This is a genomic window from Mesorhizobium sp. CA12 (genome assembly GCF_020165255.1).
GTDB lineage: Bacteria > Pseudomonadota > Alphaproteobacteria > Rhizobiales > Rhizobiaceae > Mesorhizobium.
Genome location: NZ_JAIUHT010000015.1, coordinates 125,321 through 138,352 on the forward strand (window position 1 = coordinate 125,321; position 13,032 = coordinate 138,352).

The 13,032-nt window shown below is 64.1% G+C and carries 5 protein-coding genes; all 5 read left to right on the plus strand.

Annotated elements, in window-relative coordinates; translation table 11 throughout:
• Nucleotide 1 precedes the first annotated feature (1 nt).
• The 5 genes from LB520_RS23015 to LB520_RS23035 all read left to right on the plus strand — a co-directional run bounded on the left by LB520_RS23015 (nt 2) and on the right by LB520_RS23035 (nt 12,727).
• On the plus strand, nt 2-6,055 hold the full coding sequence (locus LB520_RS23015; RefSeq protein WP_224639487.1) for a translocation/assembly module TamB domain-containing protein: 6,054 nt from the start codon (nt 2-4) through the stop codon (nt 6,053-6,055).
• Nucleotides 6,056-6,331: 276 nt separating this feature from the next.
• Entirely contained in the window at nt 6,332-7,990 is a 1,659-nt protein-coding gene (locus LB520_RS23020; RefSeq protein ID WP_140839585.1) for an ABC transporter substrate-binding protein, read from the plus strand.
• Between the two features lie 148 nt (nt 7,991-8,138).
• Complete coding sequence (locus LB520_RS23025; RefSeq protein ID WP_224639488.1) at nt 8,139-9,173, plus strand: ABC transporter permease; 1,035 nt, start codon at nt 8,139-8,141, stop codon at nt 9,171-9,173.
• 12 nt (nt 9,174-9,185) lie between these two features.
• A complete protein-coding gene (locus LB520_RS23030) occupies nt 9,186-10,343 on the plus strand; it encodes an ABC transporter permease (protein WP_140839587.1) in 1,158 nt (385 codons plus the stop codon).
• A 50-nt stretch (nt 10,344-10,393) separates the two neighbouring features.
• Complete coding sequence (locus LB520_RS23035) at nt 10,394-12,727, plus strand: ABC transporter ATP-binding protein (protein ID WP_224639489.1); 2,334 nt, start codon at nt 10,394-10,396, stop codon at nt 12,725-12,727.
• Nucleotides 12,728-13,032: the final 305 nt, after the last annotated feature.

Consider the following 13,032-nt stretch of genomic DNA (forward strand, 5'->3'; position numbering starts at 1 on the left):
GATGAAGATGGTCTGGCGCATCCTCCGTATCTGCCTCTACGCGCTGCTTGTGCTGCTCGTGGTGGCGATCGGCGCGCTTGTCGTTCTGACTGGCACCGAAGGCGGCCGGCAGAATCTTGCCGGCCTGATTTCGAAGGTGGCTTCGAACGAGGACCGCAAGGTGACGGTCAGCGGCATCGAAGGCATCTGGTCGGGCGCGCTCAGGGTCGACCACATCGTGCTGGAAGACCGCGCCGGCCCCTGGATGGTGGCGCGCAAGGTATCGCTCGACTGGTCGCCGGCGGCGCTGCTGTCCTGGAATTTCAATGCCGATCACTTAGCCGCCGAGCGCATCGAGCTGGCGCGGCTGCCGCAGCCGAGCCAGCAGCCATCGCAAGGTGGCTCGTCCAGCCTGCCGGTGTCGATCGACGTGAAGCAGATCGACCTGCCGGAGATCGCGCTTGGACAGGAGCTTGCCGGCAGCGGCATCGCCGAACTGGCCGCCAAGGGTTCGCTCAAGGCCGATCCGTCGCCGCTGGCGATCGAAAGCGTGCTCAACGTCAGCCGCCATGACGGCAAGCAAGGCAATGTCGACGCCAAGATCCACTTTGCGCCGGCCGACAACAAGCTCGACCTCGACCTCAAGGCGTCGGAACCGGCCGGCGGCATCATCGCCAATTTGCTCAAGCTGCCGGATGCGCCGCCCGTCAACATCGTCGTTTCCGGCGGCGGGCCTTTGGCCAACTGGAGCGGCGTCGGCACCTTCATGGTCGACGGCCGGATCGTCAGCCAACTGACCGGCCGGCACCAGCTCACTGACAAGGGCCACCGCATCGAGGCCAAGGGCGACGGCCAGTTCGAAGAGTTCCTGCCGGAGAAGATAAAGGCTTTGTTTGCCGGTAAGACGAGCTTCGACCTTGCCGGAACGGCGACCGCGTCGGGTGGGATCGATATCGAGCAGGCCATCATAGAGAGCGATGCGGTGCACGGCACTGCCACCGGCAATGTCGATCCGAAGGGCGCCAGCGACCTGGCGGTCGAGCTCTCCGCCAAGGACAAGCCGGTCACCGTCGATGTCGGCAACAGCGCGGTTCCGATCCTGGTCGCGGTCGAAAAGGCCACGGTGCGCGCCTTCGGCGACGGCAAGGCGCCGATGGTCGATATCGGCACGTCGCTTACTTCGGTCGCCGTCGGGGGCACGCAGCTCAACAATATTACGGGCGAGATCCATTCCGACGGCTTCGATGTCGAGACCCTTAGCGGCCCGGTCGCCATCAAGCTCGCGGCCGCCGGCCTGAAGACCGATGTGGCGACACTGGCGCCGCTGGTGACCGGCAAGCTCGCCGCGGACCTTTCCGGCACGATCAGCCGCGAGACCGTGACCATCGACAAAGGCACCTTGCGCAGCGATGCGCTCAATGCCGGGCTGACGGCAAATGTCGCGCTGGCCGACCTTTCGATGACGCTGAAGATGAATGCCGACACCGTCTCGAAGGCATTGCCGCCGCAGATCAGCTCGCTGCTTGGCGAGCGGGTGAAATTCTCGGCCACCGCCACACGCGATCCGCAAGGCGCGTTCGCCGCCAATTCGCTGGAGATCAGTTCCGGCTCGCTCAGCGCCAGCGGTACCGGCAGCATGCAAGGATCGGATATCCAGGCCAGCGTCAAAGGCACGTTGGGCGATGTCTCGCCACTGTCGTCGCTCGCCGGCACGCCGCTTGCCGGCGGGGTCAATTTCGCGCTGACCACGAGCGGCCCGCGCTGGGCGCCGGATTTCTCCGTTTCAGCAGACAGCGCCAGCCTGACGGCCGCCGGCCGCACCGTGAAGGACATCAAACTCTCGGCCAAGGGCAAGGCCGACATCGCCAACCCGTCCGCCGAAATCTCGCTGACGGGCAGCGCCGAGGGGCAGGCGCTGGACATCGAAGCCTCGCTGGTGACGGCCGACGGCAAGCGCTCGATCAGGGGTCTCAGCCTGGCGCTGGGCGACAACAAGGTCTCGGGCGATCTCGCGCTCGACGACAAGTTCCTGCCGCTCGGCACGCTGACGCTTGCCGTGCCCGACATCGGACCGCTCGCGGCGCTCGCAAATCAGAGCGCGACCGGCGATATCAACGGCACGATCGCCTTCGCCAAGAACGGCGAGGCGCCGACCGTCACCGTAAATGCGACCAGCACGTCGATCGCCCGCGGCGATCTGGCGGCGAAAGCCATCACCGTCAACGCGCTGATCGCCAACTATCTGAAAGGGCCGGCGATCTCAGGCACGATCAAGGCCGATAGCGTGACCTCCGGCAGCACGGTCATCAGCGGCATCGGCATCGATTTGAAGCGCGACGGCGAGTGGACGAACTTTACAGGCGGCGCCACGGCGTCCGGCATTCCGGCCACCGCCACCGGCCGGGTGAAGATCGCCAACGGCACGACGAGCGTGGAAATCGCTTCCGGCGAGGCGACGGTGCGCGGCATCAAGGCGGCGATAGCCGAGCCTTCCAGCCTCTCCATCGCCAATGGCGTGACCGCCATCGAGAAGCTCGCGCTCAATCTCGGCGGCGGCTCGGCGACGGTTTCCGGCAGCGCCGGTCAGGCACTGGACCTGACGGCAAACCTCGCCAACCTCCCGTTGGCACTCGCCAATGATTTCGTGCCCGGCCTCGACGGGGCCGGAACGCTGGAGGGCACGGCACACGTCACGGGTCCATCGTCCAATCCCGACATTCAGTTCAACGCGAAGGTGGCGGGCGCCGAAACCAGCCAGACCCGCCAGGCTGGGCTCGGGCCGCTGGATCTGGACGCCGCGGGCAGCTACACGCTGGCGGGCGGCGTCGCCCTGGACCACGCCACGCTTTCGGGCGAAGGGATTTCAGGCAAGGCCGCCGGCACTCTCAACCCGAACGGCGCCAGCGATTTCTCCCTCGACCTTACCTCGTCCGGAGCCAGCCTGCCGTTGACCGTCGGCAGCGCCCAAAGCCCGGTCAAGATCGCCATCCAGTCCTTGTCGGCAAAGATGGCGGGCGAAAGCACGCAGGCGCGGCTCGATGTGTCCGCGATCCTGCCTTCCATTGCCGCCAGCCAGGCGACGGTCGACGGCCTCATCCTGGCGCTGCATTCGGATGCCTTCGACCTCAAGGGGCGGGCAGGTCAGGTTTCCGGCACGGTGTCGGTGGACAGGATTGGCCTCGACAATCCGACGATCGCGCCGCTGATCGCCGGCAAGGTCACGGCCAAGGTCAATGGCCGCCTGACGACCGATGCCGTTGCCGTCGACAGCGGCTCCTTGAGAAGCGATGCGCTCAACAGCCAGGTCGCCGGCCGGATATCGCTGGGCGACGGTTCGGTCGACCTCAATATGAACGCCAAGGTCGCCTCTTCAGCCTTACCGGCGGCGGTGCGCGGCATGCTTGGCGAGAGCGCTGCGTTGAGCGCCTCGCTGAAGCGCGATGCCAATGGCAATGTCAATGTCGACAGGCTGAAGCTGAATTCCGGCGCGCTCAGCGCCGACGGGCAGGCGAGCCTTGCCGACGGCAGGTTGGCCGCCGGAATCAGAGGCGCCTTGAGCGATGTTTCGGGGCTGTCGAAAGACGCCAAGGGCGCCATCGCCTTTGTCTTGAACGCGCAAGGCCCGGTCACCACGCCGGACCTGTCGATGACGGTGAGCAGCGACCGGCTTTCCGTGGCGGCGCGCGAGATCACGGGACTGAAGCTTACGGCCAGCGGCAAGGCCGATGCCGCCAATCCGGCGGCCAATGTTGAGCTCACCGGCAATGTCGCCGGGCAGAATCTGCAAGGCAGCGCGGTGCTCGCCACGACCAATGGCAGCCGCGCGATCAATGGGCTTTTGCTGTCGCTCGGTCCGAACAAGATTGCCGGCGATCTCACTCTCGACGATGCCTTCGTGCCGGTCGGCACCGTTTCGCTCGACTTGCCCGATATCGGGCCGCTGGCCGCGCTGGCGCTGGAAAAAGCCGAGGGCAATGTGCGCGGCACGATCGCTTTTACCAAGGCAGCCAACGGACCCAATGTCGCCGTCAAGGCGAACACCTCCGAGATCAAGCGCGGCGATCTCTCCGCCAGGAATGTCGCCATCGACGCGCAGATCGCGAATTACATGGCAGCACCGGTCATTGCCGGTACGGTGCGCGCCGAGAGCGTGACTTCCGGCGGAACCGCCATCACCGGCATCGATGTCGATCTCAAGCGCGACGGCGACTGGACCGGTTTTTCCGGCGGCGCAACCGTCAAGAACATCCCGGCGAAGGCAGCCGGCCGGGTGAGGGTCGCCAACGGCACGACGACCGTCGAGCTCGCGTCGGGCCAGGCGACGGTGCAGGGCATCAAGGCCGCGATCGCGCAGGCCTCGACCGTGACCATCGCCAACGGGGTGACGACGATCGACCGGCTGGTGCTGAATCTCGGCGGCGGCACGGCGACGGTGACGGGCAAGGTCGCGCAGACGCTCGACATCAACGCCAACCTGGCTCGGGTGCCGATCTCGCTCGCCAACAGTTTCTCGCCCGGCCTCGATGCAGCCGGCACGGTCTCGGGCACGGTCAAGGTCACCGGCGCGCCGGCGACCCCTTCGGCGGCCTTCAACATCGATGCTTCCGGCGTGCAGACCTCGCAGACGCGCGGCGCCGGCCTCGGCGGCATGAATGTGTCGTCGTCGGGAACCTTCGTCGGCAACAAGCTCGCTTTCGATGCCGACATCAGCGATGGCGCCGGCCTCGGCCTCAAGGGTGGCGGCACGGTGGCGACGACAGGCACGCCCACCTTGGCGCTCGACTTCAAGGGCAAGGTGCCGTTTTCCTTCCTTGCCGCCAAGCTCGCCGCGCAAGGTCTGGCGCTCAACGGCACTGCCAATGTCGATGTGCAGGTGCGCGGTCCCGCATCCGCGCCGGTGATCAGCGGCAAAGTCACGACATCCGGCGCGCGCCTTATCGATGCGCGTTCCGGCCTGGCGGTCAACGATATCGACGCCGACGTTTCGATCGGCGGCGGCGTCGCCAGGATCAATCGCTTGACCGGAAAGCTGTCGACGCGCGGCAGCCTGTCGGCCAGCGGCACGGTGGGCATCACGCCGGCGCAAGGCTTCCCGGCCGACCTGTCGATCAAGCTCAGCGATGGCCGCTACACCGACGGCCGGGTGGTGACCGCCAATCTCGGCGGCGACCTGACCGTCAAGGGGCCGCTAGTCTCGGCACCCGTGATCGCCGGCACCATCAATCTGGCGAGGACGGTCATCACCGTTCCGGACAAGCTGCCCGGGTCACTCTCGGAACTCAACGTCAAGCACAAGAACGCGCCACGCGCCGTGCGGGCACAGGACAAGGCGCTGCGCCCGCCAACGTCCAGCGGCAGCAGCAAGGGCGGCAGCGGCCTGACGCTTGACGTGACGGTCAACGCGCCGAACCAGATCTTCATCCAGGGCAGGGGCGTCGACGCCGAGCTCGGCGGCTCGCTCAAACTAACCGGCCCGGCGTCGTCACCGCAGGCCGTGGGCACTTTCACCTTGCAGCGCGGACGGCTAACGATCCTTGCAAAACGGCTGACATTCACGGAGGGCACGGTCGGGTTCCAGGGATCGCTGGTGCCTTACCTCAATCTCACCGCGACCACCACGACAAGCAGTGCCACGGTGACAATCGTGGTTTCCGGCGAGGCGACCGATCCGAAATTCAACTTCTCCTCGGTGCCGGCGCTGCCCCAGGACGAGGTCCTGGCGCAGCTCATCTTCGGTCAATCCATGTCCAGACTGTCACCGCTGCAGATCGCCCAGCTCGCCGATGCCGCCGCGCAATTGGCAGGCGCCGGCGGCACGACCTCGCTGCTCGACAGCCTGCGCAACGCAATCGGCGTCGACGATCTCGACGTGACGACGGACGAGAAGGGCGGCACCGCGGTTTCGGCCGGCAAATACCTCAACGACCGCACCTATGTGACCATACAGAAGGGCGATAAGCCGGGCTCCGGCAAGGCCACGATCGACCTCAATGTCGGTCGCGGCGTGAAGCTGCGCGGCGAGGCCAATGATGCCGGCGAAGCCAAGGGCGGCGTCTTCTACGAACGCGAATATTGAGGCCGCGCCGGCGCTTCTGTGTCTGCCCAGCAGGCTGGCCGCCGCGGGGACGGGGCCGTTATCCGTATAAAATGTATTGATTTAATCGCCTGCGACGATTTTTTGGGAAATCCGCCTCGCGATAACAAATTTGCGTCAAGACTGTCGCTAACGCGCGAACCGGGTTGTAGCCAAAGATGCACATTCCCTGGCATGTTCCTACTCCACACCGTGTTTTGACATCACGGTCTGGATGCGGAATGTTAAAAGGCGGAAAGCCAACAATGGGAGTAAGTCATGGCAATCTATAAGAGCAATGGTGATCGTGTTCCCGATCACATCCTGAAAATGGCTGAAGAAGCCAAATCGGGCGGTGTGGACCGCCGCGAATTCCTGGCTATGGCCAGCGTCTTCGGCGCATCGACGGCAATGGCCTATGGCATGCTCGGCCTCGCCGCGCCGACCCCGGCCCGGGCCGAGGACGTGCAGGGCAAGAAGGGCGGCGTGCTCAAGGTCGCGATGTCGATCAAGGATCCGAAGGATCCACGCACCGCCGACTGGTCCGAAATCTCCAATGCCGAGCGCCAGGCGCTCGAGCCGCTGGTGAAATACACGAAGGAATATACCTTCGCGCCGTATCTGCTGGCGAGCTGGGACATCAACGACGATGCCACCGAATATACGCTGCATGTGCGGCCGGGCGTCGAATGGAACAACGGCGACAAGTTCACCGCCGACGACGTGATCTACAATTTCACGCGCTGGGCGGATAAGGGCGCGGAAGGCAACTCCATGCCTGGCCGCCTCGGCAGCCTCGTTGACGACACGACCAAGAAGCTGCGCGAAGGCTCCGTCGTCAAGGTCGACGACATGACCGTCAAGCTCAAGCTGACCAAGCCCGACATCGCCATCATCCCGAACCTTTGCGACTATCCGGCGCTGGTCGTGCACAAGACCTTCGACGAGAAGGGCGCCAACTTCAAGAGCTGCCCGATCGGCACCGGTCCGTTCGAGCTCGTCTCCTACGACGTCGGCCAGAAGGTGGTCTACAAGCGCCGCGAGACCGGCAAGTGGTGGCAGGGCGAGGCCTTCCTCGACGGCGTCGAGTTCATCGATTACGGCACCGATCCGGCCGCGACCGTCTCTGCCTTCGAGTCGGGCGAAGTCCAGACCAACCACGAAACGACCGCCGACTACATCAAGATCATCGCCGACGTCGGCGCTCCGGTCTCGGAAGTCGTGACGGCTGCCACCGTGGTGTCGCGCTTCAACATCACCCACAAGCCCTATGACGACCAGAAGGTTCGTCAGGCGATGTTGCTTGCCGTCGACAATGCCACCGTGCTGCAGCTCGGCTACGGCAATGCCGGCACGCCGGCCGAAAACCACCACGTCGCGCCGATCCATCCGGAATACGTCAAGCTGCCGGAGGTCAAGCGCGACATCGCCAAGGCCAAGCAGATGCTGACGGAGGCCGGCGCGATCGATTTCGAGCACGAACTGATCAGCAACGACGAGGACTACCACAAGAACACCACGGACGCGATCGCCGCCCAGCTGCGCGAAGCCGGCATCAAGGTGAAGCGCACCGTGCTGCCGAGCTCGACCTTCTGGAACGACTGGACGAAGTATCCGTTCTCGGAAACCAACTGGAACATGCGCCCGCTGGGCATCCAGGTGATCGCCATCGCTTACCGCACCGGTGAAGCTTGGAACGAGACGGCCTACGCCAATCCGGACTTCGACAAGAAGGTGAACGAGGCGCTCGGCATTGCCGATGCGGAGAAGCGCAAGGTTGTGATGAAGGATATCGAGCAGACCCTGCAAGATTCCGGCATCATCATCCAGCCTTACTGGCGCAAGCTCTACATCAACATCAAGCCCGAGGTGAAGAACCACTCGATGCACCCCACCTACGAGCACGACTTCGGCAAGGTCTGGCTCGAGCAGGCATGATCCATAGCGCGATGGATACGGGGGGCCGCGGCCCCTCGTATTTGCAGCTTCGTCGCCGTTGCATATCGTGCAGCGGCGGCGGGGCGTCATCCGCTTTTCGAAACAGGGTTGAACGTATCTGACCCCAACCCGGCCGGCAGGGGGGCACATGTTCTCATTCATCGCCAGACGCATCGGCACGATACTGCTCACGATGCTGTGCCTGACGCTGGTCGTCTTCTTTCTCGTCAATCTCGAGCCCAATCTGAAGAAACTGGCGATCAGCCAGACCGAGATGCACACGCCAGCCGACCAGCTCGAAAGCTGGCTGGTCAATCATGGCTACCGGCAGAACTTCTTCGTGCGCTACGGCCAGTGGCTGGGCGTCCTGCCGAAGCATCCGATCACCGATCCGGCGACCGGAAAGACGACGCAGCGCTTCTCCTTCTGCAACGACCCGGCCGAGCCGACATTCTCGGGCGTCCTGCAAGGCGATTTCGGCTGCTCGACCAAGTTCAAGACGACGGTCGCGGCCAAGCTGTTCCCGGCCCTCGGCGCCACCGGATTGTTGATGTTCTGGGTGCTGGCGGTGATGGTGCCGATCTCGCTGCTGATCGGCATTCTCGCAGGCATGCGCGAGGGCTCGCGCACCGACCGCGTGCTGTCGGTGACCTCGATCGCCTCGACGGCGACGCCCGAATATGTGTCGGGCGTCATCTTCACCGTCATCTTCGCATCCTGGCTCGGCTGGCTGAACGGCTCGGCGGCGTCCGCCAGCCAGGGCATCACCTTCTACAATTTCACGCTGCCGGTGATCACGCTGGCGATCTACGGCATCGGCTATATTGCGCGCATGACACGCGCCTCGATGGTCGAGGTGATGACGCAGCAATATATCCGCACCGCCCGGCTGAAGGGCCTGTCCTTCAGCAGCGTGGTGATCAAGCATGCGTTGCGCAACGCGCTGATTGCGCCCTTCACCGTCATCATGCTGCAGTTCCCGTGGCTGCTCACCGGCGTCGTCATCGTCGAGGTGATGTTCCGCTACCAGGGTTTCGGCTACACGCTGGTCGAGGCGGCCGGCAACAACGACATCGACCTGCTGCTCGGCTGCTCGCTGGTCTCGGTGTTCATCGTGCTGATCACGCAGCTGATTTCCGACGTCGGCTACGCGTTTCTCAATCCGCGTATCAGGGTTCAGTAGAGGCAGGGGCCGATGCAAACCGAATATATCAGCGCCTTCAACGTGGTTATCGGCGTGCTCTGGCGGTTCTGGCCGGTGTGGGTCGGGCTCATCCTGGTGATGGGCGCCAGCTTTACCTACAAGAAGCGGCTCGGGCTCTACGGCCAGCTCTTCGACAGCGGCGTCGGCATTGCCGGCGTCTTCATCTGCCTGTTCTGGCTGTTCACGGCGATCTTCGCCTCCACCATCTCGCCCTTCGATCCGCTGGCGCAGGTCTCGGTGATGAAGGACACGCTGCCCGGGGCGATCGAGCCGGCGTCGAAGCTCGTCTATTATTTCGGCGGCGACAAGCTCGCCCGCGACGTGTTCTCGCGGATGGTCTATGGCAGCCAGATCGTGCTGATCATCGCGCCGGCCGCCACCGGCTTCGCGCTGATGGTCGGCATCACGCTCGGCCTGCCGGCTGGTTATTATGGCGGCAAGATCGACACGCTCTTGTCGTTCCTTGCCAATCTGGTGCTGGCCTTCCCGGTCATCCTCTTGTTTTACCTGCTGGTGACGCCGGGCATCATGGACACGCCGATCCCCTATGGGATGGCGGGGCTGTTCTTCCTGTTCCCGATCATCTTCTTCTGCGTGCTGTTCTGGACTCGCTACAAGAACCGACCGGACCGGCTCTATATCCTGCTCGGCATCACGCTGGTCCTAGGCGGCTGGATCTATACGGGCCTCGTCTTCGACAAGGATCCGCTGCGCATCGTCCATATCGATCCCAACCAGCTCAACATCTTCGTGGCGGTGGTGTTCGCCTCCAGCCCGGGCGTGTTCCGCATCGTGCGCGGGCTGACCATGGACATCAAGACGCGCGATTATGTGGCGGCGGCGCAGACGCGCGGTGAATCGCCCTGGTACATCATGCTGTGGGAGATCCTGCCCAATGCGCGCGGTCCGCTGATCGTCGATGCCTGCCTGCGCATAGGCTACACGACGATCCTGCTCGGAACGCTCGGCTATTTCGGCCTGGGCCTGGCGCCGGAAAGCCCCGACTGGGGCACCGCGATCAAGGACGCCAGCCGCCTCTTGCGGTCCTTCATCCACCCGGCGCTGCCGCCGACCATCGCGCTGATGTCGTTCGTGCTGGGACTGAACCTGTTGGCGGATTCGCTGCGTGAACAGTCGATGAAAGATTGATGGCGGGGTTTTCGGCCCCTTCTTCCAAGGACCAAGGATTGGAGCGACCCATGAACGAGGCAGTTCGAGATCCAGCCAAGGCGACCAGTCAGCCAATCATCGAGATCGAGAACCTCTCGATCTCCTTCTTCACCCGCAAGGGCGAGATCCCGGCCGTGATGGATTTTTCCTGCACGGTCATGCCCGGCGAGGCGATGGGCATCGTCGGCGAGTCCGGCTGCGGCAAGTCGACCGTGTCGCTCGGGATAATGCGCGACCTCTCCAACATCGGGAAGATCGTCGGCGGAAAGATCAAGTTCCAGGGCAAGGACATGGGCGAGCTCTCCGAAGATGAGCTGCGCTCGATCCGCGGCAACAAGATAGCCATGATCTACCAGGAGCCGATGGCGAGCCTCAATCCGGCGATGAAGATCGGCCAGCAGCTGATGGAAGTGCCGCTGATCCACGACAAGGTGTCGAAGGAAGAGGCCTACAACCGCGCCCTGGAGATGGTGCGGGCGGTGAAGCTGCCCGACCCGGAGCGCATGATGCGCTCCTATCCGCACCAGCTTTCCGGCGGCCAACAGCAGCGCATCGTCATCGCCATGGCGCTGCTTTCCAAGCCGGCGCTCTTGTTGCTCGACGAGCCGACGACGGCGCTCGACGTCACCGTCGAGGCCGGCATCGTCGAGCTGGTCAAAGGTCTGGGCGAGAAGTTCGGCACCTCGATGATCTTCGTGTCGCACAATCTCGGCCTCATCCTCGAGACCTGCGACAAGATCACGGTGATGTATTCCGGCGAAGCGGTCGAGACCGGCAAGATCGAGGACGTGTTCGACCGGATGCGCCATCCCTACACGCAAGGGCTGTTCCGCTCGATCCCGCTGCCTGGCGCGGACAAGAACTCGCGGCCGCTGATCTCCATTCCTGGACAGTTGCCGCTGCCGCATGAGCGGCCGAAGGGCTGCAATTTCGGGCCGCGCTGCCACCATTTCGTCGAGGGCGTCTGCAACGCCGCGGAAATCCCGATGATCCCGGTCGAGGGCCATGAGGGCCATTTCTCGCGCTGCGTGCGGTTCAACGAGATCGACTGGGAGGCGCTGCCGCCCGGTGCCAAGAAGGTCAACGAAAAGGTCGAGCCCGGCGCGCCGGTGCTCAAGATCGACGATCTCAAGAAATACTACAAGGTCGGCGGCAGCGAGGTGTTCGGCTCCAGCGAAGGCCGCGTCGTCAAGGCCAACGAGACGATCTCGTTCACCGCGCGCGAATCCGAGACGGTCGCGATTGTCGGCGAATCCGGCTGCGGCAAGTCGACGCTCGCCAAGGTGTTGTTGGGCCTCGAGACCGCAAGCTCCGGCACCGTGACGCTGGGCAACAAGGAGATCCAGTCGACCGGCATCGAGCGCCGCAATGTCGAGACGGTGTCTTCGATCCAGATGGTGTTCCAGAATCCGTTCGACACGCTGAACCCCAGCCACACGGTCGGCTCGCAGATCATCCGCACGCTGGAGAAGTTCAAAGTCGGCAGGACAGTCGCCGAGCGGCGCCAGCGGATGCTGGAACTGCTCGACCTGGTGAAGCTGCCGCGCGCCTTCGAAACGCGCAAGCCGCGCCAGTTGTCGGGCGGGCAGAAGCAGCGTATCGGCGTCGCGCGCGCCTTTGCCGGCGACGCCAAGGTGGTGGTGGCCGACGAGCCGGTCTCGGCGCTCGACGTCTCGGTGCAGGCGGCGGTGACCGAGCTGTTGATGGACATCCAGCGCAAGAACAAGACGACGATGCTGTTCATCAGCCACGATCTGTCGGTGGTGCGCTACATCGCCGACCGCGTCGTCGTCATGTATCTCGGCTACATCGTCGAGCAAGGCACGACCGATCAGATCTTCTCGCCGCCTTACCATCCCTATACAGAGGCGCTGCTGTCGGCTATCCCGATCGCCGACACCAGCGTGGTCAAGAAGCACATCGTGCTGGAAGGCGACATCCCGTCGGCGATGAACCCGCCGACCGGCTGCCCGTTCCAGACGCGCTGCGGCTACAAGAGGCTGGTGCCCGACAATCTGTGCGAGACGAAGGTGCCGCCGGTGAAGAATCTCGGCAACGGCCATATGAGCCTGTGCTGGCTCTCGGACGATGTCCTGGCCAAGATGGAACCGGTCATCAAGTTCGACAAGGAACATGCCGCGCGTGAAGGCGTGCCGGATGATGCGCCGCACGGCGAGGGGCCAGGCTTTGCCGGTTCGCCGCCGCAGCGTCCCGACGGCAAAAACGCCAGCGCGGAGGCCGATGCGATCGGAAAGGGCGTCGAGGAGAACGACGAGGCGCTCAAAGCCCGTCGCCACGAAGTGCGCGACGAGGATTCGGAAACCGGTGTCTCAAGGCCGAAGGACACGACAAGGCGGCACTAGACCCGGTTTCTTAACATAGAAGTTTTGACCGGTTGGTTATGTGTGCGTTGGCAAAGCCCATGCCTTGGCGATTGGCCGAGACGCCTATCGCAATCGTCATCCACGGGCGGAGCAAGGAGCGTAGCGACGCGCGCAGACCCGAGGATCCATGCCGTGACATGGACGCTGCGGCGGCCCAGAAATTCTGCACCGTTGCACACTTCGGTCTAGGTAACGGAATGGATTCTAGGGTCTGCGCGCGTCGCTACGCTCCTTGCTCCGCCCTAGAATGACGAGGTTCAGGAGCCTTCAGCTCATCGCCAGCG

What these genes read in the sequence shown, in the direction of transcription:
- LB520_RS23030 (WP_140839587.1), top strand. Translation starts at nt 9,186, where the DNA reads ATGCAAACCGAATATATCAGCGCCTTCAACGTGGTTATCGGCGTGCTC.
- LB520_RS23020 (WP_140839585.1), top strand. Translation starts at nt 6,332, where the DNA reads ATGGCAATCTATAAGAGCAATGGTGATCGTGTTCCCGATCACATCCTG.
- LB520_RS23025 (WP_224639488.1), top strand. Translation starts at nt 8,139, where the DNA reads ATGTTCTCATTCATCGCCAGACGCATCGGCACGATACTGCTCACGATG.
- LB520_RS23035 (WP_224639489.1), top strand. Translation starts at nt 10,394, where the DNA reads ATGAACGAGGCAGTTCGAGATCCAGCCAAGGCGACCAGTCAGCCAATC.
- LB520_RS23015 (WP_224639487.1), top strand. Translation starts at nt 2, where the DNA reads ATGAAGATGGTCTGGCGCATCCTCCGTATCTGCCTCTACGCGCTGCTT.